At 32.5% G+C, this 25,512-nt stretch carries 24 protein-coding genes and 2 pseudogenes; 11 read left to right on the forward strand and 15 right to left on the reverse strand.

What is annotated here, in order from left to right; all coding sequences use genetic code 11:
- Positions 1–105 precede the first annotated feature (105 nt).
- Positions 106–414 (reverse strand): hypothetical protein, encoded by a 309-nt coding sequence (locus tag NSS97_RS28060; RefSeq protein ID WP_002191917.1) that lies wholly within the window; start codon positions 412–414, stop codon positions 106–108.
- A gap of 189 nt (positions 415–603) precedes the next feature.
- On the opposite strand from NSS97_RS28060, the pseudogene NSS97_RS28065 reads away from it, so the two are divergent.
- Positions 604–1,267 (forward strand): annotated as a pseudogene (locus NSS97_RS28065) (IS6 family transposase).
- Positions 1,268–1,273: 6 nt separating this feature from the next.
- On the opposite strand, the gene NSS97_RS30555 reads toward NSS97_RS28065, so the two are convergent.
- Positions 1,274–1,369 carry an IS3 family transposase gene (locus NSS97_RS30555; RefSeq protein WP_350200072.1) on the reverse strand — a complete coding sequence of 32 codons (96 nt, stop codon included), beginning with the start codon at positions 1,367–1,369 and terminating at the stop codon, positions 1,274–1,276.
- A gap of 190 nt (positions 1,370–1,559) precedes the next feature.
- On the opposite strand from NSS97_RS30555, the gene NSS97_RS28070 reads away from it, so the two are divergent.
- Entirely contained in the window at positions 1,560–1,751 is a 192-nt protein-coding gene (locus NSS97_RS28070) for an HU family DNA-binding protein (protein WP_050551333.1), read from the forward strand.
- Between the two features lie 113 nt (positions 1,752–1,864).
- A complete protein-coding gene (locus NSS97_RS28075; protein ID WP_002191919.1) occupies positions 1,865–2,257 on the forward strand; it encodes a hypothetical protein in 393 nt (130 codons plus the stop codon).
- 990 nt (positions 2,258–3,247) lie between these two features.
- On the opposite strand, the gene NSS97_RS28080 is transcribed toward NSS97_RS28075, so the two are convergent.
- Positions 3,248–4,138 (reverse strand): ETX/MTX2 family pore-forming toxin, encoded by an 891-nt coding sequence (locus tag NSS97_RS28080; RefSeq protein ID WP_165927700.1) that lies wholly within the window; start codon positions 4,136–4,138, stop codon positions 3,248–3,250.
- Positions 4,139–4,938: 800 nt separating this feature from the next.
- On the opposite strand from NSS97_RS28080, the gene NSS97_RS28085 reads away from it, so the two are divergent.
- The gene (locus NSS97_RS28085) at positions 4,939–5,652 is read left to right on the forward strand and encodes a class I SAM-dependent methyltransferase (RefSeq protein ID WP_098323257.1); all 714 of its coding nucleotides are present in this window, start codon (positions 4,939–4,941) and stop codon (positions 5,650–5,652) included.
- Between the two features lie 325 nt (positions 5,653–5,977).
- On the opposite strand, the gene NSS97_RS28090 is transcribed toward NSS97_RS28085, so the two are convergent.
- Both NSS97_RS28090 and NSS97_RS28095 read right to left on the reverse strand, forming a co-directional pair.
- The gene (locus NSS97_RS28090; protein ID WP_033732631.1) at positions 5,978–6,523 is read right to left on the reverse strand and encodes a DUF7018 domain-containing (lipo)protein; all 546 of its coding nucleotides are present in this window, start codon (positions 6,521–6,523) and stop codon (positions 5,978–5,980) included.
- 173 nt (positions 6,524–6,696) lie between these two features.
- Positions 6,697–7,617, reverse strand: a complete 921-nt coding sequence (locus tag NSS97_RS28095; RefSeq protein ID WP_002205046.1) for a DUF7018 domain-containing (lipo)protein — start codon at positions 7,615–7,617, stop codon at positions 6,697–6,699.
- Positions 7,618–8,081: 464 nt separating this feature from the next.
- On the opposite strand from NSS97_RS28095, the pseudogene NSS97_RS28100 reads away from it, so the two are divergent.
- A pseudogene (locus NSS97_RS28100) lies at positions 8,082–8,240 on the forward strand (IS4 family transposase); the annotation flags it as partial.
- Between the two features lie 304 nt (positions 8,241–8,544).
- Entirely contained in the window at positions 8,545–8,958 is a 414-nt protein-coding gene (locus NSS97_RS28105) for a hypothetical protein (RefSeq protein WP_002169812.1), read from the forward strand.
- Positions 8,959–8,972: 14 nt separating this feature from the next.
- Here the strand turns inward: NSS97_RS28105 and NSS97_RS28110 are convergent, their stop codons facing one another.
- Positions 8,973–9,842, reverse strand: a complete 870-nt coding sequence (locus tag NSS97_RS28110; protein ID WP_107888416.1) for a LysR substrate-binding domain-containing protein — start codon at positions 9,840–9,842, stop codon at positions 8,973–8,975.
- Between the two features lie 357 nt (positions 9,843–10,199).
- On the opposite strand from NSS97_RS28110, the gene NSS97_RS28115 reads away from it, so the two are divergent.
- The 3 genes from NSS97_RS28115 (at position 10,200) to NSS97_RS28125 (ending at position 13,892) form a co-directional block, all read left to right on the forward strand.
- Positions 10,200–11,366, forward strand: coding sequence for an MFS transporter (locus NSS97_RS28115; RefSeq protein WP_107888415.1), 1,167 nt, complete (start codon positions 10,200–10,202; stop codon positions 11,364–11,366).
- A gap of 283 nt (positions 11,367–11,649) precedes the next feature.
- The gene (locus tag NSS97_RS28120) at positions 11,650–13,080 is read left to right on the forward strand and encodes an IS4 family transposase (RefSeq protein WP_002184625.1); all 1,431 of its coding nucleotides are present in this window, start codon (positions 11,650–11,652) and stop codon (positions 13,078–13,080) included.
- A gap of 347 nt (positions 13,081–13,427) precedes the next feature.
- Positions 13,428–13,892, forward strand: coding sequence for a helix-turn-helix domain-containing protein (locus tag NSS97_RS28125; RefSeq protein ID WP_098270702.1), 465 nt, complete (start codon positions 13,428–13,430; stop codon positions 13,890–13,892).
- Between the two features lie 414 nt (positions 13,893–14,306).
- Here the strand turns inward: NSS97_RS28125 and NSS97_RS28130 are convergent, their stop codons facing one another.
- A complete protein-coding gene (locus NSS97_RS28130) occupies positions 14,307–14,567 on the reverse strand; it encodes a hypothetical protein (protein WP_003209860.1) in 261 nt (86 codons plus the stop codon).
- A gap of 219 nt (positions 14,568–14,786) precedes the next feature.
- Positions 14,787–15,245 (reverse strand): hypothetical protein, encoded by a 459-nt coding sequence (locus tag NSS97_RS28135; RefSeq protein ID WP_341114835.1) that lies wholly within the window; start codon positions 15,243–15,245, stop codon positions 14,787–14,789.
- A gap of 485 nt (positions 15,246–15,730) precedes the next feature.
- Between NSS97_RS28135 and NSS97_RS28140 the strand changes: the two genes are divergently transcribed.
- Together NSS97_RS28140 and NSS97_RS28145 are read left to right on the forward strand one after the other, a co-directional pair.
- On the forward strand, positions 15,731–16,177 hold the full coding sequence (locus NSS97_RS28140; RefSeq protein ID WP_048517271.1) for a hypothetical protein: 447 nt from the start codon (positions 15,731–15,733) through the stop codon (positions 16,175–16,177).
- A 538-nt stretch (positions 16,178–16,715) separates the two neighbouring features.
- A complete protein-coding gene (locus NSS97_RS28145) occupies positions 16,716–16,967 on the forward strand; it encodes a hypothetical protein (protein ID WP_048517270.1) in 252 nt (83 codons plus the stop codon).
- An 832-nt stretch (positions 16,968–17,799) separates the two neighbouring features.
- Here the strand turns inward: NSS97_RS28145 and NSS97_RS28150 are convergent.
- From NSS97_RS28150 to NSS97_RS28180, 7 genes are all read right to left on the reverse strand, one after another.
- A complete protein-coding gene (locus NSS97_RS28150; RefSeq protein WP_002187960.1) occupies positions 17,800–18,393 on the reverse strand; it encodes a TasA family protein in 594 nt (197 codons plus the stop codon).
- A gap of 570 nt (positions 18,394–18,963) precedes the next feature.
- The gene (locus tag NSS97_RS28155; protein ID WP_087996782.1) at positions 18,964–20,289 is read right to left on the reverse strand and encodes a hypothetical protein; all 1,326 of its coding nucleotides are present in this window, start codon (positions 20,287–20,289) and stop codon (positions 18,964–18,966) included.
- A gap of 321 nt (positions 20,290–20,610) precedes the next feature.
- Positions 20,611–22,029, reverse strand: coding sequence for a homocitrate synthase/isopropylmalate synthase family protein (locus NSS97_RS28160; RefSeq protein WP_002161854.1), 1,419 nt, complete (start codon positions 22,027–22,029; stop codon positions 20,611–20,613).
- Positions 22,026–23,090 (reverse strand): alpha/beta hydrolase, encoded by a 1,065-nt coding sequence (locus NSS97_RS28165; protein WP_002187957.1) that lies wholly within the window; start codon positions 23,088–23,090, stop codon positions 22,026–22,028. The genes NSS97_RS28160 and NSS97_RS28165 overlap by 4 nt, the downstream gene beginning before the upstream one ends.
- 14 nt (positions 23,091–23,104) lie before the next feature.
- A complete protein-coding gene (locus NSS97_RS28170) occupies positions 23,105–23,542 on the reverse strand; it encodes a DUF441 family protein (protein WP_002161856.1) in 438 nt (145 codons plus the stop codon).
- Positions 23,543–23,557: 15 nt separating this feature from the next.
- A complete protein-coding gene (locus NSS97_RS28175) occupies positions 23,558–24,424 on the reverse strand; it encodes a HesA/MoeB/ThiF family protein (protein ID WP_002187956.1) in 867 nt (288 codons plus the stop codon).
- A 13-nt stretch (positions 24,425–24,437) separates the two neighbouring features.
- The gene (locus NSS97_RS28180; RefSeq protein WP_002144027.1) at positions 24,438–25,286 is read right to left on the reverse strand and encodes a HesA/MoeB/ThiF family protein; all 849 of its coding nucleotides are present in this window, start codon (positions 25,284–25,286) and stop codon (positions 24,438–24,440) included.
- Positions 25,287–25,512 lie beyond the last annotated feature (226 nt).

The raw sequence follows: 25,512 nt of genomic DNA on the forward strand, positions 1-25,512 counted from the left end.
TAATGTGAAGTTTTTAACTACTCTTACTATACATGAAATAACTAATTTTTTTTGTGTATTATTTGTGAAACATTTCACAAATAATATAATAATTCTAATCAACAATTACTTATTTACACAATCAATGTATACAATTACATTGTCAGTTGTATTATTTCTCAATTCAATGTATACCTTAGCATTGAGATACAATATTTGTTGATGCCTTAATATCTCGATTTCATTATCAATTATAGCCATTATTTCACCAAAAACTGCATACATACATATATCCTTGTTCAACTGTTTTGGTATGACAACACTACCTGATGGGTTAATAAAAAAAAATGTTGGAAATGTATTTTCAGTTTTATTAATAATTGTTTTGAACACTTCATCATTTAATCCCATAGGTGTTACATTTTTTAATTGCATAAATATCACTCCTTTTCATTTATAAAAAATTAAATAAAGTATAATCTATTTTTATAAACTTGTAGCTATGATCTCGACTTTGCCTATAAGTTTATAACGGTTCTGGTGCAAAAACTATAAGGCTCATGTGACGAATCTTCGAAACTTGGACATACTGATACTAGTACTTTAAAAAAGGACGTGATTAGTATGGAAAAGCAAAACTTATTCAAGTGGAAACACTATCAGCCTGAACTCATCTTATTAATAGTAAGATGGTACCTGCGGTACAATTTAAGCTTTCGTAACCTGGTGGAAATGATGGAAGAACGAGGAGTATCAATCGCTCACACAACCATTATGCGTTGGGTTCATCAATATGGGCCTCAATCAGAAGAGAAAGTACGATATCATCTTAAATCAACAAATGACTCATGGAGAGTTGATGAAACCTATATCAAAGTAAAAGGTCAATGGATGTATTTATATCGTGCTGTAGATTCCGAAGGGAACACCATTGATTTTTTTCTTAGTAAATCAAGAGATAAACAAGCAGCCAAGCGCTTTTTCGTATGTTTCTAAACCTCGTGTGATAACATTAGATAAGAACCCCGCTTATCCTGTAGCAATTCGAGCGTTGAAAGAAGAAAAGCATATGCCTGAAGGCATAGAGCTAAGACAAGTTAGATATCTCAATAACATAGTGGAACAAGATCATCGTTTTATTAAGAAACGTGTGCGTTCTATGTTAGGGTTCAAGTCTTTTGGCACAGCTACATCCATTCTTGCAGGAGTGGAAGCTATGCATATGATTAAAAAAGAACAGATTAATTTACGGGATCTGGACTTATCCCCGTCAAGTAGACAACTGTAAAAAAGACTATGCAGCCATCGAAATTCGATATTCGATCGGAGCTCGATGATTGAGTCGTTTTTGGAATCGTTTGTAGTTATAATGATAGATGTATGTTACCACGGAGGATTAAGTAAAGGAAATATTAATGATCAGATTCAAAAAGTAATTTCATATTAAATTTCTAGAACCTTCTTCAACTATCTGGCGCTTTAATGGAGCAACGAAAAAAGCCTAATTTCTCAATTTTAATGAGAAATTGGGCTTTTTATATTTACTTATAGTGCAAAATAGGTGCAAAATAACTCCTAAAGTGACATTCAGCGATACAAGTAATATTGGACCAAATCGCAAAATCTTTACAGCAAGGAGAAAAAGTACAGTTGCTTGGTTTTTGAGGACATTCGAAGTCCAGGAACTTGCAGAGCGCAACGGTCGTAACCCCAAAAAAGGAGAAGCGATGACGATTCTTTCTTCAAAATTACCAGCTATTAAAACAGGCTAAGAACTTAAATATATGATAAAGTAAAAAAGTATTTCTCTACATATTAGGAGAATACTTTTTTTAAGGAACTTTAAAACTCACACATCCCCTATACAGTAAAGGAAGTTTGGTACATGCAATTTTCTATAGATGCGATTCGTAATTTCCTCATACAAGATATGGAATCTTATCGTGAAATGATCCTACAAGAAAATGATTATGATAATATGAAATGGAGTTACACTACATTCATTGATATGAATAATTACCTAAAGAAAACAAATATGGATCAAGAGGAAATTCAAGAGTTATTATCGGTGAGCCGTGAAGGGATCTCTTTTGGTTCGGTAACAACACGTGATATGCTCTTTATACATTCTCTTACTAGTCCAAATCGATGTTTGGAACTAGTAGAAACCTATAAATTGTTGGAACGAACAAACGAATACGTTCCAAATATGAAAGATGAATTGCAATGGCTCAAAGATCGATGGGAAAAAGGATTTTATATTTTTCTTAATCAATAAATACGTTGTATTTATAAAAGTGCTTACCATAGCAAATATAGAAGAGTCAAAGAATACGAATATAGCTTAGAAAAAAGCAAATCTTCTTAAAAGAGAAGTTTGCTTTTTTCTTATTCCCCCTTTTCAAGGGGATGGGCAAAAACACCCGTTTACAAACAGGCAATTTCCACTATTATTAAGTAATTCTTTATCCTTCCTTCTAGGGGAGAGGGGAATACACAAAAAAAAGAAGATTGAGATCAATCTTCTTTAAAATGAAGGAATAGATGACAGATTACTACTTCAATTCCTAATCAATTATAATTAAGTATGTAATAATATTCGATTCATTCGAAATTTTCTCGATTTATTTGTATTATTTTTAAATTATAATATAAGTAATTCTTTTTATTGTTATATATCTGTTATTTCCTGTTGCAGAATCCTTAAGCTATTAAGGGTTCCTTTTTTGTATCTAAAATCCAAAAATAAAAAGATAAGATTCGGGAACACGATCTTATCTTTAGCACAAGGAGTAAACAAAAGGAATAACCATCATATTTTTATAATACTTCAATTTTTGTTAATTTTGAATATTAAAACACAATTGATAAGTATCTCTATATTAGGAAATTTATTACAAAATGAGCTATAAATGATTCAAAGATCGAAAGTAAACTTTTAGCCAGAAGTTTACTTTCATTCACAGGGTTACCGTTAACAAAATGCGAATATCGTACGCTAAAAAATTACCATAAATTAAGTCGCCTTGCAGATGTCATTTCAAGAGCGGTCAAAAACAGAAGGTGGAGATTTTTTGTGGAAGTACGGAACAAAAGTTTTGAAACAAGCCATATGGGACACTATGAGGTACCATTCTATCAGGCTCAACAGAACATCCCAACAGGGTTTACTCTATTGGGGGTCCCGACAACATTTCGCGAAGTTCGTACGCTAAGCAAAATAAAAAAAGAGCAAACCGTATAAAAAATACAGTTTGCTCTTTTTTATTTATACTATTTCATTTTCTTGTTCTTTAAGCTTTTCAAACTCTTTAGAATCCATATATTCTTTCAAATCATTAAGATCGAAATCGAAGTTTTTACCATTTAAGCGAAGTTCATAAGTACCTAGTCCGGTTTTAGCATCGAATGATTTGTGTTCTTGAATTCCTTGTGAAGAAGGTGTATCTGATATAGTGACGTAAAATTTTGTGCCAGTACCATAGATATATTCTGCAACTCCTTCAAAATGGATGGATTTATCCTTGTGATTTAACGAAATCCCACTTGGTAATGGAAGTGCTGAGTGGAATTCATTTATAAAATAGTATAAATCACCACCGATTTCTGCTTGTCCAGAACCATATTTCAATCTCACAGAAAATCGTTCAGATAAATCTGCTTTTAAGCGGACAGTTCCTTCTAATTGATTTCTTTGTAGCGAAGTATATACATAATATGTGGTTTTAGCAGGTACAACAACCGTTTGACTAGGGACTGTGTATGCAACAGATTCTTCACTAGTTTGCTCATTAGTAGTGCTTGTACTAACTTCAAACGACATACTTGATTCTGCACCTATTCCAAAGATTTTCCCACTAATACTTATACTCACTCCAGCTGTTATTCCATTTGTTACCGAAAGCGTTACGGAATCAGTAATTGTTTTGGTAAAAGCATCTGAATGTATTGTTTGAGTTTCATTCGTATCATTCTTAAGTACAGATTCTCCCATAAACATTGTCCCTTGTGGTTTATTTTCTTTAATTTCAAAACCATAACTTTCTGTATTTTTGATTGATAACTTTGAAGTATCTGATGTAGCTTCGTACGAAGCATATTCAGGATAAGTCTTTTTTATTAATGCTATCAAATACACATCTAAATCAGCTATTGCCATAATTCTTAACCTTCTTTCCATGTTTTATTTAACTTAACAAGTCATTCGGACTCTGAAGTTCAATAAGAAATGATAGTCAGGTACCCTTCTAAATATATCATCCGAAAACCATTTTTTGGTATTAAGAAATGTTTGTTAAATTAACAAGAAAAGAACCCTTTTCATAAGGGGGGTCACTATATTATTTTGGGAAAATTGTACGCTAAGGATTACAAAACCTTATCATTACAGCATTTTTTAAAGATGAATACATGTTCAGAAAAATAAAAACCTAAGTTTAATTGAACATTGATTTGTTTACACACTTTATGAACATGATTACAGCTAGAAAACGTTGATATTATTGAGTTTTATCCTCTGTTCATAAACATACAATTTTCTGTACACAGGGTAAAGTAAGTTTGAAAATGTTCTCCTTTTTAATCTGGTGTAGATAAACTTTTGGGAATATCCATACAGGCTTTAAGGAAGAGATTTATTTAACAAGAACGTGTAATAATTTTCTGTAAAATTATTGTAATATTTGTAATGAGAAGTTTGAAAATTAGAAATTAACCTTTAATTCTAACGGCATTCTTAAACGTATGATGGGTTTTTGAGAAAGAGTAAACCAATTGCCTTTAACGTGATTTAAAAGAAAAAATTGAGGGCTTTATATATGTTAAATGACTATAAATAACAATGTTTTGGGTATTTAAGTTTATTTCAATTTAAAGTGATTTTAACACCGATGAAACAACAATCTTTAGAATTATTAGTACAATTAAAAAGTAAAATTTAATTGTAAAGAAGGGATCATTTTGAGGGAAACAATTAGTAGTTATGAAGATTTATTAGAGATGTTAGATTCATTATTACGTGAACCAGCTCAGTTTTGGGATGATTTTTATTCTAATCGTGAAAAAGGAATCCCCTTTTTTGCTAATAAACCAGATGAGAATTTAGTAAAATATTTTGAGGGGAAATTACTTAATCCAGGAAGAGTCCTGGAACTCGGATGTGGTCCAGGTAGGAATGCAATTTACTTTGCTAAAAAAGGATGTTTAGTTGATGCAGTAGACTTATCGCAAGAATCAATTCAATGGGCAACAGAACGGGCGAAAGAACAAAATGTAAATGTAAATTTTATTTACAGTAATATTTTTGACTTGCAAATTGAAGAGGGAGCATATGATATTGTGTATGATTCAGGATGTTTTCATCACATTGCTCCACACAGAAGAATGAGTTATATAAATTTGGTAAAAAAAGCTTTAAAACCAAATGGACATTTTGCAATCACTTGCTTTGTTCAAGGTGGAGAGTTAGGTGGAGCAGACATAACAGATTGGGAAGTATACAGATTACGAAGCCTTAAAGGAGGACTAGGATTTACAGATGAAAAGTTAAGAACCATTTTTAAAGACTTCTCTGAAATAGAAATACGTAAGATGAATGAAATTGAACAATCAAATGAAGTATTTGGTGTGCCTGCGCTATGGACAGCTCTATTTATGAAAGAGTCTACTAAATAATAGGAATAGATGTATTGCTATAAGTAAACTATTTTATTTATTTTCACTAGCAAGGATTACATAAAAAAAATAGCCGACCCCTTAACGTACAGGGATTCGGCTATTTTTGTCTAAAATGTGTCTAAACGTACAATTTTCCCGAGATGATATGGTGACCCCATGCCCATCAACCTAACAGAACAGGTTGCCCCATTTCCATTAACTTAAGAAAACAAGTTATCCCCAAAAAGAGAAAAATAAACCTCGATGCTATAAAAACACAAAATTTCCATTTAGGGGGTACTTTAAAATCTTAGCTTGATGGGTATGTGTTATACCCCCTCTTTTATTTTAGCGCTTTCAACTTTTTATCTACTTCAAGTAGTAATTTAGAAACTTTCTCCATTTTTTCTGAACCTTTCTGAACTAAATCCTCGGCTTTCAAGTTTAATCCTTGCGCTATTAAAAGCGTACCAGCCTTTGCTTCATACATAGCGTCTTTTACAGTGTTTTGTACGTCTGCATACTTCTCGCCAGGGTCTAATTCGATTAACTTATCTGCTGTCTTTTTCAGATGTTCAGACTTCTCTATGTATTCAGGTGCTTTATCATGTACTGTCTTGTCGTTATTTAAGACATCACTTAATTCTAATGCTTGTTTCGTTAGGTCTTCTAGTAAAGCGTTTAATTTACCCTTGTACTCTTTCTCTGCTTTAGTTTCTGACACTTTTTGATTGTCTGATTTTTCTTTTCCTTTTGATACTTCTTGACTATCCGCTTCCGCTACTTGCAGACTATCAGTCTTCTTATCTTCTGCAACGTCTTTATTTGAACATCCTACCCCTGCTACTAACATAATTGGTAACGCTACTGCTAATAGTTTCCGTTTCATTGTTATATACCCCTTTGTTTGTGATCCTTGTTTCTTTGCTTTCATTTTGAATACCCTTTAATATATTGTTTCTTATATGTAAACAGGCTACCTTTTGACCAGTAACCTGTTACAACCTATTGTTTACATTACTTCGTTCTGTTCCAAGTACCTTTATAATGGCTTATACTATATTATTTACGTTTTTGTACATCTATTCTGTTACCTTTTCCGTCTACCATGTTTAAGTAACCCTCAAAGAAGATTTCTAGCGTATAGTCTACTGACCCGTTTAATTGACTTGTATCCATCTTTTGACCGTCTTTTACATACTCACCAATAGTCATTGTGAATTGTTTCGAGTCTGGTTTGTAAGACCATCTACCTGTCATATGATTGTCTTCGAATGATGTTTTACCTTTATCATCGAAAATCGTATATGTACCATCTTCTTTAAAGTCTAATGCCTTAACAAATTCAGAACCTTCGATGTGACCCCATTCACCTACAAACTCTTTACTGTCTTTCGGGAACTCTGAAGGTTTCTCATTCTTTTGCTGTTCCTCTAATTTCTTCGCTGATGCTTTTGTTAATGCATCAGATAGTGTGTCGCCATACCCCTCATTTATATAATCATTACCTTTTAGTACTAAGTCTTTTGACTTCTGTGTCTTTTCTTTCGTTATAGAATTACTTTTTGCTGACTTAACTATGAGTGTAAAGGATTCACTATAACAGTCTACTCCTTTTAAGATTGTCTCATGTTCTTTCTCAAACTCTTTTGGTGGTTCAATCTTATGGAATTTAGATATGATACCTTGTATTTCAGTTTCTTTTTCATACAGTTCTTTGTTTAATTTATGAATGTCATTGCTCTTATCTTTCGTTTGAGCCGCTAATTGCATAAAGTTATTCAGTTCGTACTCTAAATCACTTTTTAACTTATACATGTGGTCAGGGTAGTCTTCTTTCGACATCTTTTCCTTTACTACCTTTTCCTTCGTCTCTGACTTAGCTTCTACTTTATCTTTTGCTTTCGTCTCTGTTTTATCTGTAGCACAACCTCCCATCAACATAATTGGAAGTGCTAACGTTATAAGTTTCTTTGCTTTCATTATGTATACTCCTTCTTAACAGTATTGTAATTGACTAACATATGGAACTGTAACATAAAATAAATAAACAAATATAAGCTCATTTTTTGTCCTTAAAGGAAATCCCTCTTTTTTTTTCGTATTTTCATTTAATGAAAAGTAATTCTCCAAATAAAATAAAAGAACTTGTAACAGGCCCCGCTACAAGTTCTTTTAGCTAAATATTTTAGCTCATCAAAACAAAATATACATTCTACACAATCGGGGTAATTCCTAAAATATGGTTTGTTAACATCATTATATAACATAATATAGAATTTTTGTTAGAAATTCTATATTCTTAGATAAATTGCACTCCACTTTCTTACTTGTTTTTATTTAGGGGTTCAGCCGCATCGCTATCAAGCTAATAAAAAGAAATGCCCCCTAGAATGAAAAAATGCGCTATTCTTTCTGTAGAATCATAGGAAAGGATGGCGTTTTTTATGTCTGTTTCTGTGTATGACGAATTACAACTATTTGCTCAAGAGATTCAAAGTTTTTTATCTCCAAATACCTTACGGGATCTTGCTAGAGATGTTGGCTTTGTACAACGAACCAGTAAGTACCAAGCAAAAGATTTAGTAGCTTTATGTGTATGGTTGCAAGATACTCAAAAGCTGCTCGATTATTAAAAACATATGTGAAAGAAAACAATCTTAAATTAGTAAGAGCAAACTTTTTATGGAAAAAAATAGAATTAATGACTATCGTCCAACAACAGGTGTCATTAGTGAAATTATTCACTCCTTGGATCTTATGCAGTGGATAAATTTCGATTCTCAATTAAACATAAAAAACATTCAAGGAGTGTAATCAGATTAATCGATATCTGGTGATGCCGTTCCAGACAGTGTTTCCATTGTAGGCGAAATTAATGGAGCAATAGTTACTGGGTACAGTAGCTTTGTGAATTTATTTAGAAGAAGAGAGTTAGACTTTGTATTTATTGATAATGATGACCGCTTAGTTTTTTCACAACTTGCTTTTGATACACCAAACTGGTATGAAGATTCTCTAAGTATTTGGACAGAAACTGATAATCAAAAAGAGATAGTATTGGATTTTAATTATCTAGATGAAGATTATGTTGGTGATAGAAAGTTAGAAAGAATCATTAATGTTGTAAGAGATATTACTGACTATGTGATGTTAGAACAAGAACCTTCTTATGGATTTCCAAATTTAAAAGATGCGATGTGCTTACAAGAATTACTCAATAAAATTGATTCTAGTAAACTGGACTTTTATACGGTGACATATAACCATTCAGATAATCGGGTTTTATTAAGCGAGCAAAGTGGATTTGGACGATTAGGATAAAAAATAGCAAGGAACTATATCGAGTTCCTTGCTATTTTTATAAATTCTTGTACATAGTGCTCCTGTGTAGGAGTATCCATAGTTGGAATTGGATGTGAAATGTATATGTTTCTATAGTGCCTATCTGGAAGTTTGTGAATTTGTATATGCTCAAAAGATTTTAAAAATAATTTTGGTCCTATAGAAATTCCTATTCCTAAATTAACCATTTTCACAATTGTATTGCAGTCACTTATGTGTGAATGGATATTTGGTACTAAGTTATGCTTATTTAAAAAGTTTTCAACTTGTTTTCGATAAGGTGCAGCTGGCATAATGATAGAATTTTTTTGAAAGAAATCACTTAATAAACTATCATTCTGATAAATTTCTACACCGTTGGGAGCTGCTATGACTAATTCATCTTCTAAGAAAGGAATGGATACTAAATTTGGATTTTCGGTAATGGTAAATCCAAGGTCTATAACTCTATTTAATGCCCAATCTTCAATTTCATCATATGTGCCCTCAAAAATAACAAGTTCAATAAAAGGATATAAGCTATTAAAATTTTTAATTATTTGGGGCAAAATATGGTTTTTGATACTTGTAAACGTTCCAATTGTAAGTGTTTTGGGCAATCTTGACGGATCAGAAAAATCAGTTTTCACTAACTTTCGATTTATTGTAAGTATCTCATTAATATACTCATACGCCTTTGCTCCATTAGGGGTTAATGTAATGCTACGTCCATTTCTTGTGAACAAAGAAGTTCCTAATTCTTTTTCTAAGTTAGAAATTGCATGACTCACTGCTGATTGAGTCATATTTGAAATTTCAGAGGCTTTAGTAAAACTTCCTGTTTTGATTACTGCTTCAAAAATTTCATACTTAATGATACTCATGAGTTGTTTTCATCCCTTGCATTAATATTATTCATTTTATTTAATTACCCCTATTTTGTATACTAATATTAACATATTAAAGCAAAAAGAGTAACACTTACCCCCCTGGATTTATTTAACCAAATCTGCAGATTTTTTAATTTTAATAGCGTTATTTACAGGGGATTTTTAACTCAATTAGTAATCTAGAAATCCTAAATAGTGATTAAACTTAATATTGATATTTTATATTTTTGAAATTAATTATTTTAGTTACAAAATTAAGACTTTCGAAAAGCAAACTATTACAAATACTGTGCTTATAGAGGTTTATTTTAGAAATTCTCTTATTTTTAAATATGTAAAGGTGGTTTATTTATGAAAAAAGTTCTATTTTTGGCGATTGGTATGTTTGCCTTAGGATTTGATGCCTATATTATTGCAGGGCTTGTTCCTGGAATAAGTGAGACTTATCAAAAAAGTGCTTCCCAGGTGGGACAAGCTGTAAGTATATTCACACTATGTTACGCAATATCTGCTCCATTATTTGCGTCCCTCTTAGCAGGAAAACCTATTAAAAAAGTTTTATTAATTTCCATAGTAATCTTTGGGCTTGCTAATGCATTGACAGCCATAGCTCCAAATTTTTCTATTTTCTTGGTATCAAGAGCAATTGCTGGTATCGGAGCAGGCTTATTTTCACCAATGGCGGTAGCAGGATCTACCATGTTAGTTCCAGTCGAAAAAAAAGGTCGGGCATTAGGATTAACAATAGGTGGTATGAGTATGGGAACTGTATTGGGTGTTCCTATAGGTCTTTATATTGCCAATCAATTTGATTGGCAGTTAGCAATGTGGTTTGTAGTTGTACTTAGTGTTGTTGCTGCTTTAAGTATTCTTAAGTTTCTACCTCAGGTTCCAGTTACAGCACCACCTGCTATGAAAGAAAGGCTTGCAATGTTCTTAGATAAAAGAGTAACAGTAACTGTATTAATAACATTCTTTGCAAGTATCGCGAGTTTAGGTTTATATACGTATTTATCACCTTTAATTCATGACCTAACCGATTCAAACGAGCTAACAGTTTATTTGTGGGCATGGGGATTAGGCGGATTATTTGGTAGTGTATTAATTGGATACTTAATTGATTACTTTAAAAAACCGAAAACATTAATGGCAATGATTTTAATTATTTTGACATGTTCTGTAATATGCATTCCGTTAATGATTAATCTCTCTATAATAAAGTACTTACCATTCTTCATCTGGGGAGCTATGGGATGGGCATCTGGCGCACCTCAACAACACATTTTACTATCTTATCAACCTAAACACGGTAGTGCCGCGGTTGCTCTAAATAGTTCTATTAACTATTTAGGGAGTGCAGTAGGAGCTACACTAGGTGGAGTAGTTATATCTTTGGGAATGGGAACTATAGCATTAATATACTTCGCAATCCTTTCGATGGCTATCTCTTTAATCCTTCAATTTTATAGCATGAGAAAAAACGCTTTTGGTGTAGTAAAAGCTAAAAAAGCAGTTTGATTATGATTATATGAATTTCCTTGATTTTAAAGGGAAATTAAAGCATTATTCTTATAAAAAAACGTCCTTAAGTATTACTCAAATTTTCGATAAAGCCTATTCGGATTTCCAATTTGAATAGGTTTTATCATTGATAAACTAAAGTTGTAAAAGAGGCATGAATTTTTACATTTCCATTATGGGTAGCACCCCATCGCTATCAAGCTAATAAAAAGAAATGCCCCCTAGAATGAAAAAATACGCTATTCTTTCTGTAGAATCATAGGAAAGGATGGCGTTTTTTATGTCTGTTTCTGTGTCTGACGAATTACAACTATTTGCTCAAGAGATTCAAAGTTTTTTATCTCCAAATACCTTACGGGATCTTGCTAGAGATGTTGGTTTTGTACAACGAACCAGTAAGTACCAAGCAAAAGATTTAGTCGCTTTATGTGTATGGGTGAGCCAAAATGTAGCTATGACTTCTTTAACTCAGTTATCTAGCTGTTTAGAAGCATCAACAGCAGTGCTTATCAGTCCTGAAGGACTGAATCAACGATTTAATAAGGCGGCCGTCCAACTTTTACAACACATACTAGCTGAACTACTAAACCAAAAACTGATCTCATCTATGCCGATTTCTTCTCCATATACTTCTGTTTTCAAGCGTATTCGTATTTTAGATTCAACTGCATTTCAACTCCCGGATGTATTTTCATCGGTTTATCCAGGTGCAGGAGGATGCAGCCATACAGCTGGGATAAAAATTCAACTTGAGTATGATTTGTTAAGTGGACAGTTCCTACATATTCATACAGGTCCAGGTAAACAACATGATCGCACTTACGGCTCTCTGTGTGCCCCAACTGTGACAGCGAATGATTTATGTATCCGAGATTTAGGTTATTTTCATTTAAAAGACCTTCAATATATACAAGATAACGAGGCCTACTATATCTCTCGTATCAAGTCAAATACACGTATTTATCAAAAAAATCCTAACCCTGATTATTTTCAAGATGGAAGAATTAAGAAAGGTACAGAGTATATACAGATAGATATGGAGACGTTAATGAACTCCCTTCAACCAGGACAAACATGTGAAATAGCTGATGCTTATGTAGGAATGATTGATAAAGTGCCAGCTCGTGTAATTGTTCATCGATTAACAAAACAACAGCAACAAAAACGATTACAAGATCAAGCTGTAAGAGAAAAAAAGAAAGGAATGAAGTATTCTCCTCGTAGTAAACGACTCAGTGGTATCAATGTATATATGACAAACACCCCTACAGATATTGTCCCGATGGGACAGGTACATGACTGGTATTCTTTGCGTTGGCAAATCGAAATTTTATTTAAAACGTGGAAGTCATTCTTTCAAATTCATCATTGTAAAAAGATAAAACCAGAACGATTGGAGTGCCATTTATATGGTCAGTTGATTGCCATTCTACTCTGTTCTTCTATCATGTTTCAAATGCGCCAATTGCTCCTCATGAAGAAAAAACGAGAGCTTAGTGAGTATAAAGCCATATATATGATTAAAGACTATTTTCTTCTTCTATTCCAAACTATACAAAAAAACACTCAAGAGCTATCAAAGGTGTTACTTCGCCTGTTCAATCTCCTACAGCAAAACGGGCGGAAATCTCATCGATATGAGAAAAAAACGGTCTTTGATATATTAGGTGTCGTTTACAATTGTACCATGCCTGATAATCAAGCCGCTTAATTCAAAAAAGTGAAACCCGTTAGGGTTTATTTCGTATGCAAATCTTTCAATCACCCACACTTGCCCTTTAGAAAAAAGAAACAATCTCGCCTAAAATTGACTTTGCATAAGCTTAGCTTGATAGCGATGGGGTAGCACCAACATTTCGCAGATTCTGTACGTTAAGGTAAAATCCCTTGATATAACAATGTTTTCGTTATGGGGTTCAGACGAGATACGTGCAAAGTTACTTGATTACAAACAAAAATTAATATTTTATTTTTATAAAAAAGACTTCTACTTTCACGTTTGCGTGATATAACAGGACTACAAATCACGCAAACGTGAAAGTTAAGGAGAGAAAACGAATGATTGCAGAAAGAATTTATAAAGGAATGAATCCAGAAAAAACATGGGATCTAGCTATATTTAAAGTAAGGGAAGGTCTTTATTATCTAACATGGGAGAACCCCAAAAAAAGTTTTAAAGGCTTAGCAGATAGTGAATTTTTAAGTGTGGAAGAGTTGGAAATTTCATGGGAGAATTCTAATATAAATAATCTTATAGTTTTTAAGGGTGATGAGAAGATAATATTGGATGAATTACTGTATAACATGGAAGATTTTCCTTTTAGGGATGTAAACTGGGGAGATCTTGATTTATCAAATAATGAAATTATGAGTAGCACTGAAGCTTGCGAAGAATGGGGAATAGATTCATCTACTTTACGTAAAAGAATAGGTGATTTTCCTGAAGGTACGATTCGTAAGATTTCTACCACATATGCAGTTACTAAATTTGGCATGAGATGTGTTTTTGGGTCAAAAAAATAGAAGGGGTTCAGACGAGATACGTGTAAAACTAGTTGAGTTATACAATAATTATAACGATTTATTATTGTTAGTTCTTGTTGCAGAATCCTTATAATAAGGATTCTATTTTTTTGCATTAAATTTCTACAAACAAAAAAAGATAAGATCGGAGAATACGATCTTATCTTCAGCACAAGGAGTAAACATAAGTGATAACCATCACATTTTTATTATACTTTATTTTTTGTTAATTTTGAATATTAAAACCATAATTAACAAGTATATCAATATTGAGAAATTTATTACAAAATTAGCTATAAATGATTCAAAACCCTATAAATAAAAAAGTTCAAGAAACCTGTAAACAAAAAAACAATTCATTAATCTAAAAAAGAATACCACCTTTAAAGGCAGTATTCTTTTTTATAATTTCATCTAAACAACTAAATAATTAAATGCCATATATATGGCTAGAAATACACCTACTACTAATTCAAGACCAATAATTATATATGAAACATTTAAATACAAATCTCTTATGCTTCTATATATAAACATAATCCCTAATAAGAAAAATGTAACATATAAAAATTGATCTATGCTAAAAGCTAAAGTACCAGATAGTAAAATTAAAATTAGAAACAGCTTATCTATTGTTTTATAATTAATTATATTTTGTCTTACAAATGATTGCATAAATTCCCTCCTAATATTTTTTCCGAATTATGGATATTACAAGGTCTATTATATCATGAATTTTCTGTTTTTTTACGTTATAAATAAGCTGTTTATATAAGTTTACATAACCCTACTTATCGGTATTCCATGTATCTAGAAAAACCCCCTTCAGTTTACTTACTGAAGGGGGTTCATATTTACATAATTTCCGTTATTGGAAGGTGTATGGATTGTTCTTCATTTACAGGCTTTGATACTGTTTGTTAAAACAGGTAATCCTAATTTTTCGGTTTTGGAATTGGATGGGCGTACTTGAATCTGTACGCCTTTCATTTCTGCCGTAATAATGTCAATTCTCCCCGCCCAAGTAGGATCATCATCCTCTTCAGAAGGATACAGTTTGAATCGCCAACTAATTTTGTCTGGAATGAAGGCAAAACCTTCGTATGTATCGTAATTACCTAAAGTGCTTGGGTCAGGTAGATGTACACCAAGAATGCTTATGTTTGTTCGTGGAAAACTCCCTGTTAACTTCACCTTATAGACCAAAGCAACCCCTTTGGCATTCTTGTCTGCTTTGTTGAGTGGATTTAGTATAACACTACATGGTAAGGATGCTGATGCACTTGCCTGTGCTTGATATGGACTTACAAAAATGGTCATACACATTACTAATGTCACGATAAATTGTCTCATAAGTTCCTCCAAAGGCTTTTTAAGTTAGTTTGCCTTTACAGGATTTTAATTATGAAACAGCACAATAAACGTGACGAGTAGACTGTATAGAATATTCAGGATGGTTTAACATAACGTCCTATTATTGGTAGCAAGGACAAGGAGGAACCCCTACTCTCATAAGGGAACCTCCTTTTTTGTTCTATGGATCTATGCATTTTTTTATACATTCCTATCCTGGCGTAGTTTTAGGATTCTCGTTTGTTATTAGATTAGCCGAAAAACTGTATAAAATCTTGCATGCTTTTAGCGTGGGTTTTTTCCGAAATGCTGGCGGTAACCCTAAATAACGTATACAGTAAAACACCGAGTACCCAGCTTACAAATAGTAGATAACCCGCTCGATTTTCTGAATAAAAAATAATTTCAATTCGGTGATTTTAATGTGGTAATATATATTGAACTCTTTAAGAAGTTATTTTTCATCTTAGTATTTAGGAGGATTTATGAGTAATCAAAATAATAATGAAACACCGAATAAAACAGCGGGCTTAGTAATAATTCTAGGACTGTTTTTACCACTTTTCCTACCTGCATTTTTAATGCTAGCATTAGGAAAATGGATGCCAGATGAAATTGTATATCCTGGAGCAATTTCATTATTCCTTTTATCTATCGGATTATTCCTCGTTGCGACTATTTTTACTAAGATTTTAAGTGTATGTGGACTGACTGAGCAAAAGCTAGACGAATTAGGATTTTTAGGATTTACAATTTCAGTAGTTACATCATTCTTAGCTACTTATGTTGGATATTTTGGAATCGCAAAAATCGGATTAACTTCGGTACAGTTATCACCTCATGGTATTTTAATTGTAGCTATTGTGTCCACAATCATTTTAACTATTTTATTAAAAGTACTGGAAAAATTCGATACTGATACAAATATATAATATATAAACATAAGACCACCGATTTAATGAATCGGTGGTTTTTATCCAAATAAAAGATATCGAACGAATTCGTTCGATTGATTCTACAGAAAGAATAGCGTATTTTTTCATTTTAGGGGGTATTTTTGGGTTAGCTTGATAGCGATGTGGTGGACCCCTTTTAAGGACATAACTTGTTTCCCTATAAAATCAAAGATTATCACGTTTATAACTATGAACGAAAACATTTATAAACGCCTGTTAAGTGATTCCAACCTTTATAAACTTCTTAGCGTACAATTTTCTCGAAAAGATATGGAATGTAGTTTAAGTGAAAGTTGATATAGATAAAAAAAAGCTAACGAAAACATTAAGGAATTAACTACCGTAGCTAATGAGTGTGTTGGTGCGTTAGAACGATTAGAAAAGGAACTAGGAAGATTCTTTGTTTCTCCCATCCTCTTTAGAGCCGTCACTTCGGCGATAGATTTTTGTTCATTTGAATAAAAGGATAATTATGTTTTCTGTTGAATGAATAGATTGGGAAGGTGGAGAAATTATGCAATATGAAGAGATGCTGAAAGAATTAGCGGTAGGGGGAATATATACCGAAAAACAAATTTCTAATTTGTTATGCAATAATAGAAAAGATTTAACTATTTTATGCGACTCTGTAACAAAGTTCTGTGAATCTGAAACAGAAAGATTTAAAGTGATGGGTAAATACGAAATATATGTTCATAATAATCAAAGTTACTCTTATCATGCACCATCAAAAAAGACATTAGTTTATATTATAGAAAAGATTTAAAAGCATCCAAAACGGGTGCTTTTTCTTTGTTATATAAAATTTATATAATAAACATGAAATTTAACAAAATGGAAAATTGAATCCCGTACCTCAATACATTGATTCATGGCCAAAATGTTTTAAACAATTGATTTCTTCATTATATAAGTAAAAAAGAGATAAGAACACTTTTTTAAGTGCATTATCTCTTTTCGAATATGCATTTCATATCCCATGTAAATTTACCACATATTTCAATGGGACTTACAAATTGCTCTTCAATAATAATTATATCTTGTTTTTTGTAGAAAATATACAATTCCAAACCCTTTCAATAATACATGTTCAGAATGGCAGTGCTTTACATGTTTTTAAGAATTATATTTAGTGATAACAAGAAATTCATTTTATTATAATTAATTAATCATGAATATAAAAATAGGTAAATAGAGAAGAATGCTACATTCTTCTCTATTTACCTATACCTATATTTTTTATAATTTATTATTGAATAGATATTGATTTAAAGTGTTTTGTACGAAATGAACAATTGGTGTTTTTAGGAATTGACAGCCCGTTGCAATATCTTATTTTCTTAATTCACATAATTTTCAAATACAAAAAGTGCATATGTTAAGATTTGGTATATAATAAAATTAACCCGTGGTTATAGTGTTTGCTCCGATTCAAATTATGAGATAGTTTGTTTTAACTTTTTTACATTATCTAAAAAAGAACTTGTAGGGATTCCTACAAGTTCTTTTTGTTTCTCATTTTAAATAACCTACAATCTTTTAAATAATTAAAAGGCATAAGCTCAGTTTTACTTTTTACCAGTAATATGCTCTTAAATTTATCTTTCTTGTCCATCTGTTTGATTGGCTTGGAACTCCATTTTTAGCGCAATACTATCCCCTTGGAACACGTTCTGATCTGTGCCGTTGTCTTCAAATACAAACTTTATCCAAAACCAATCCATTTTCCCAGGTTTTAATCCCCCTGTTTCAGTCCACTTAGAATGAAATACTTCTTTGGAGGCAATCTCTGGGCTTTGTGATTTTAGTTCTGCAAGAGTTGTCTCGTATACAGGGCTTTTTGCAGGATCCCAATCCAAAAGAAATTGTACTTTAATATGTTTACCGAAATCTTCTGTAGTGTTATTTTGTTTTAAATCGTTTACAGTATAGTCTATTTTCATCATGATATCTTTAATATCTAATGTACCACTATTTTTTAAATTGAATTTCTTTAATATTTTGTCCCCAGGTTTTAAATTTTCTAAGTTAAGTGAAGTAGTTGGTTGCATAGCTAAATCCAATGTACCTGCAGCAAATGAATTATTTGTCACCACTTGATCGCTAAAATATGCATATGTTCCCCCACCAATTAAAGATAAGCCAAGAGCGGCTGAAACCACTCCAACACCTAATTTCTTTTTCAATGACATTTTTTGTTCCTCCCATATCATTTTTATAATCTTTCTCCCTAATCAACCGAAAAGGTCCCCTTAATACAGATATACCATGAATTGTGAAAAAATTATATTAAAAGCAGAAAATTCCTTATTGAGAAAATTATGTTATTATCTATCTTCTGTAAATGAAACGTCCCAAAAATAGAAAAGTTGAATTTATAATTATCAAAACCTCTGCCAAAAACAAATTAATATTAACTACCCTTTATGATTAGAATTATTTATTTCTTCAGGAGTATTCTAATACATCAAAAGGTACACCTTGTGGTTCACTTCTCATTACTAAGTATTCAAATATGTAGTGAGTTCTTGGTACGTCTGTAAAAGTATACCTTTTTGGATACTTGAATTTTTGTAAAGGTGAAACGTGTTTTACAAAAGATACAAAATGTTAAACTTAAAAAGCCAGTAATATCATGTACAAGTACTGATGTTACTGGCTTTTTATATTGATATTTAGCAATCAGTTTTACAAATCATAAAAGTCAAGAACTTAGTTTTACTTTTTATAAATAAAATAATTATATATTGTTATACCGATTTCTACTTAATATAGGATTCTGTTTTTTCATTTTGGAATTTAGCTTTTAATTTAGCATATGAAACAGACACGATAGAATCGTGCACTTTTTCTGGAAAAGTATCTGGGTTGTCACATATAATATTAGTGTCCCCATTTTCGGACATGCGTAATTGAAATACATTTGGAATGTCCAATTTGATTTTTTTGTAACCCTCTTTATTAAATTGATACACCCAAACTTTTTGATCGTCTGTAGTAAAAGCCCAATAATTCATAGTTGCACTCAGAGACCCAATGGTTTCCCCTTGCTTGTTATTTACACCTTCAATAGAAAGAGGCGTTAACTGTTTAGAGTTTATATCCAAAATAAAATAATTTTCAATTTGAGTGTTAGTGTTTTTTTCATCGATAGACAGGCTCACATAGACGATTTTATCACCCACAATTCTAGGTGCTAAAACATTATTTTGTGGAACTAAATAAGTGATTGTATGTTTACTCTTAAGATTATATATGCTTATGGTAGTTTGTTTTTCGTTAGAGTTCGTATAGATTAATTTATCTTCATTCATATGAAGAATAGTACTAGCTGTGTCATAGGAATTTACGGTGGCAATTTGTGTTTGTGTATTGGTTTCTAAATCATATAGTATAATAGCCGCATTTTTTTTCTGATCATTAATTTCCATCCAGGATACATAATGTTTATAAAGGTACGGTTCTATAATTTCATTAGTTTTATGAATTTTATTTTGTTTGTTATTACTTAAATTTTTTCCATAAAGAACAGTTTTTGAGCCAACAGCATTTGTATCATTCCATAATAGCCATTTTTCATTAACATGTACCCCTTGTATATTTGCATCACTACCCATTTTTGAATGAAATACAGTTTCCTCTGCTTTGTTTGAAAGGTTATATGAAAGGATTTTATTAGGTAGCCGTTCTTTACTATCATCAGCAACAGGTAAATACATTTTATTATTGGAAGTAGATGCCATATAAAATGTATCATAATTTATTTTTAATTCTGGATAAGTACTATTGATTTGCTTTATATTTGATTTATTTGGAGTACAAGAGACAAGTATTCCTAGACATAGAATAAAGGGGAATATTTTTTGATTCTTCAATATACTAATGTTGGATTGCCACCCGTAGCACTTAAAACGGCCTTTCCTACTCCTTAGTTGTTCCACATTAGTTGCCCTAAATTTTTCTTCTATAGTTGAAACAGACTTTAGGTCATCCTTATCTATCCTAGCTTTATTGGCTAATAAATGTTCATCTAATCTGTCAACTAATAGACCTATATCATTTAATTCAACCATCAACCGTTCATTCATTCATTTATGCGCCCCCTATTATGCTAAATTATATATGCTGGCTAAGCTAAATTCTGTCTTTATTCATATTGTATAAAATACCTTAAACAAACATCAATATATTAATAAATTATATAAAATATAAATATAGTTAAATGGGGGCACGGCAACGATTACTTCTTTTTGGGGCCATTCAAAAAACAGATAGAATTCAAAGAACATATTGAATTCTATCTGTTTTTTATTTTTTTACATAAAGAACATTGAGGTTGCTTATACTCTTATCAGTCAGATGGTTTACTAAAACATCATCATAACAGAAATAAAAACTTTTTTATTTAATTAATATACAAATACTTTTGATGAGTTTTCCTCTAACAAACTAGAATTATAATTAGGTGCTAGTACGATGTTTGTATATGTCCCTGTACCCGAAAGGTATTTGTACCTATGTTTTAACCCCGATGGAATAAAAACAGATGCTGGACTTTCAATTATTTGCAATTCTCCTTCAATTTCCACTTCACATAAGAGGCCTGTACCATCTATTCTATTCCCCCAGAAAATAAAGGCACTATCACAATGATGTGCGTGAGTATCTACATGTCCTTCTAAGTTCTCATCCATATGGGCGTCGTAAAATACACGCTGTATTACATAAAATGAAGCACGTTCATCAGTTCTGTAATCCATCTGTACCCAACGCTCTCCTGGACCATCACGATGATATAAAAGCTCAGATGCTCCTTTTACAAATGGTTTACTAACTCGGAGAGACTTTGAAAGCCGAGGCCCTTTTCTTTCTATACGTTTTTGTTGTATGTTCCTTACTCTGCCTATCATTTCAGGTTGAATACCCTCATATGCTGAGTAATTCTGCTGAACAGCTTTTATATGATAGGATGCAGTATGAGTAAATATATTCTTTCCAATAATCGGTCTCCAATGATCTACTTGACAACCAGTAGCTAATTGGAGAGATTGCGTTAATTCAGGAATCATCTGTAGTTTAAAGCACTGTAGATTACGCTTTTGAGATAAAAATACTGATAAATTTAGCAAATCAACAATCCCAGCACGTTCACCTATTCCGCACAATGTAGCATCAATGACAGATGCCCCTGAATCAATTGCAGCAAGAGCATTTGCCATGGCTAATCCTAAATCATTATGAAGATGAACTTCAATCTCACAAGGGAATGTCTCAACAGATTTCTTCACGATTGTCGCACACTGACCTGGCTCCCAAATTCCTACAGTGTCTGCTAAACTGATTCGATCTGCTCCAGCTATATGTGCAATCTGTCCAATGTAGGCGATATCTTCCCATTCCGTTCGTGAAGCATCTTCAATAGTAAAACGGATTTTCATTCCTAAAGATTTTGCTTCTTCAATAGCATGTTTCACCTGATTAATAACATACTCTTTTGATCGATTGGTATACTTTGTTTGTAAAGAAATAGGATTAATAGACGCCCAGATTCCTATCCAATCGGCACCAGCACGATAAGCCGCATGAACTTCTTCTTTTTTCGCCCGAGCATGCATAAGTATTTCGGCGTGCTTTGCAGATGCTGCAACTTCTCGGCAAATCTCTTCTTCTTCTTCAGAGATGCCAGGGTGTCCAACTTCAATAAGACTTACTCCAAAATCCTCTAACATGTGAAGTAATGTAATTTTGTCTTCCTTGGAGAAACGAATACCACATTGTTGTTCTCCTTCACGCAAGGTAGCATCTAATATGTGTAAACCCTTTTTCATTCCTGTTTGCCTTCTTTCGCTTCTATAAAGTTTAATGTTTGTTCGAATAGGGTATTACGATTCTTTTCATAAACAGCCCAGTGTGTTGCATCAGGGATTACTACTTCTTTTTTTTGTTTTGTACTTGTTAATTTTGACATCATATTTCGGTCTGCAAATATGTCATCTTCCCCGTAAATGACAAGTAATGGAGTGGTAATCTTAGATACATCATATAGGGGCTGATTTTTCCAAATATAAAATAAATCTTCAAGTGGACCAACTGGTCGACGAATCGTTTGATTATTTTTCTTACTCATAGGATCTGAATTAATAAAAACTTGTTTTACGGCATCCATTGCTTCGTCTGTAACAATTTTTTTATTTCCCATCATCATATGCCAATGATGCATTCCTTTATCAAAGTCCACCATTTGATAAGCTGGTGCTTCAGGATTAAACTGATTAGGTTGTAGTGGGTTTTCTAAAGGCTGTGTCATCATAGGAAGTGTGAACCCGTGCATATACCCATATAAAATAAGTTTATTAATATCTTGAGGATGGGATATTGCATAATTTCCAGCCACAACACCTCCATATGACCATCCAACAATATGAATTCTTTTTACGTTTCTCTTCTTTTTAATCCAATTTACAATTGTTTCTAGATCCTTGGTTGCATCATTCAAATGAATAACCGGACGGTTTTGGGCAGGAGGATCTGACATTTCTTTAGGGCGAGAAGAACGACCAAACCCTCTGAAATCCATAGCCCAAGTATCATACCCTTTTCTGGCATACTCATCCATCCATGAAAATTTTGGTACATCAAATGCTTGAGCTGTAGGTACACTAAATGGTTCTAAAAATAAGATAATTTCATCAGATGTATACTGTTTTTTATTATTTAAGTTTTTATGAAGTAAAAATAAATTTTCTTCTCCTTGCTGAATTTCTAATTCTTGTTTTACCACTTTAGAAGTTTGATCATTTTGAGAAGTTTCTTTGATATTAGAACAACTAGACATAAGTATTATCAAAAAAATCCCTACTAAACTAATATGTGTCCATTTTATCTTCATTTAGAATATTCCTTTCATTTCATAGAAATGATAGCTATGATCCCAGCCGCAATAATTAATCCGGCTGGTAACCCTTTTGTAAATAATACGGCAATAAGAGTACCTATTAAGACACCTAACAATATCGTAGAATTCATAGGTAGAACTCCTACACCTTTTCCTCCTATGTATGACACAGTAAAACCTGCTAGAATGGATCCTAATCCGATAGGAGAGGTAATTAATTTTATTACGTTTTCACTGGTAATCTTTCCAGATGTAATTGGTACTAAAAGGAATAGCATCAGAAAGAAAATACCAATTGGAAAAGAATATTGTTGAATAAGATGTAATAAAGTTTTTTGTCCAACAGCAAGTAAAACTCCTAATAAACAAGCCGCACCAGCTAGCGCATAATCCTTAACAAGTAGAGCGAGTGTAACAATAATCCCCAGTAACAAAAAAGGAAGCATATTCTCTTACCTCATCTATAATGTTGTATAATCCCAACTATCATTTTCAGGTACAGACACATGTACCATATTTTGATTTGCAAGGTTAATTTGTATTAAATTTGGACTTATTACAGGTTTTAAGTCTTCTCGATTTATTATAAATTTAAATGCTTCAAAGCTTGCCAGAATGCCTACGATATTCGCAACGGGAGACAGTACAGCCCATGGACGATCTTCTTGTACATAATTATTTGCCCAATTCTCATCCGCACCATGCTTGATCGAATGAAGAGCACGTCCATCTTTTAATTTATGAATTTTATTTTGCATTTCTGGTGTTAGTTCTTGTTGATAAGACGGATATCCTAACGCGATTTCATAAGGCGTAGAGTCAGGAGTTAAAGACATGACGCCACCTCTAAAGGGAGGTGTAACTGCAATCCAAATAGAAGGAATCCCTAATTTTTGAGCTGTACGATGGATAATTACTCTCGCTACTAAATTATCAGTTGCATCTATAATGACATCTGTATTCGTTAGAAGTTCTAATGCATTGTCCTCGGTAACAAATTCTTTCGTTATCTCTATTTGTAATAATGGATTAATGTCTTGCAAAACTTCTAAAGCAACATCTGCCTTCGGCTGTCCTAATTTACTGTTGGAACTTAGCATTTGTCGATTGATATTGCTTGCTTCAAATACATCTTGATCAATAACATGTAAAGAACCCACACCCATTCGCGCCAATTGGATGAGTGTAATTCCTCCTACGCCCCCTGCTCCAACTACAGTAACTCGAGAATTTTTTAATTTCTCCTGCTCCTCTATAGAGATAACACCAATATTTCGCGTAAAACTTTCTTCATATATATTTTGCATATCATTATTTTTTGTTAACAAATTATATTCCTCCTTACAGTGTTTTATAATCCCATCCACCCTTTGGGACTTCTTTTACTTGAACCGGGATATGACTATCTAAATCCATTACAATGCCTTTAGGCGCTCTAGCTAGAGGTTCACGACCAGTTAAAACTTGTATTGCTTCATGAAAGCTAAATAGTGACAATAGATGAGCACGCATCGGTGTGATAATCCAGCCTGCTTTTCCATCACAAAAATCTTGCGCCCACTCTTTTGGTGCGCCTTTCTCCACAGAATACCAAGCTCGACTTTTCTTTATATCAGCAATCTGTTGTCTTAATTCTTGATTTGTTAATTTGCATCCGACACTTGAGATGTTTAATGCTTCTTCATAAGGAATTCCGGTTGGAAAAAATGTAGAAACAAATCCTCGTGTTGGGGGGCTACCTGACATCCCCACACTTGGTATGCCTAATTCTCTAGCTGTTCTATGTATAATAACTCTTGAAGGCATATCATCTACGGCTTCTACTACAATATCATGCCCTTTTATAAGCTCGATTACATTATCTTCATCTACTCTTGTTTGTATAAAATTTGTTGATATATAGGGATGTATATCTTTTACAACCTGTTCTGCAACTTTTGCTTTTGGTTCACCTATAACACTAGAAAGCGCTAACATTTGTCTGTTAATATTAGAAACTTCAAATTCATCGGGATCAACACCGGTAATATGCCCTATTCCCATTCGCGAAAACAGAATTGCTTCATATCCACCTACTCCCCCTAGTCCAAAAATAATGACCTTCTTATTTCGAAGACATTCTTGTTCCTGTTCAGAATACACACCAATATTCTTCTTAACCATTTCCCAATAATATGAATCCATATCCATTTTGAAGTCTCCTTTATATGTAGTAACCATTTCAAAAAATAATTCCTCTATATAAAAATAGTCTAGAAGTATGTCATTTTTGTGTGCTATTTGTAAAAAAATTAAAAAACTTTCAATTCTTATTTTTTTAGCAAATGAATATATATCCATTTATTTCTTATATTATTTATGCGCAAAGTCATAATTATTGAGTTTTACAAATGAACCGTCCTAAAAAGTGAACGAG

Origin of the sequence: Bacillus sp. FSL R12-0074 (assembly GCF_038005725.1) — a bacterium.
GTDB lineage: Bacteria > Bacillota > Bacilli > Bacillales > Bacillaceae_G > Bacillus_A > Bacillus_A mycoides.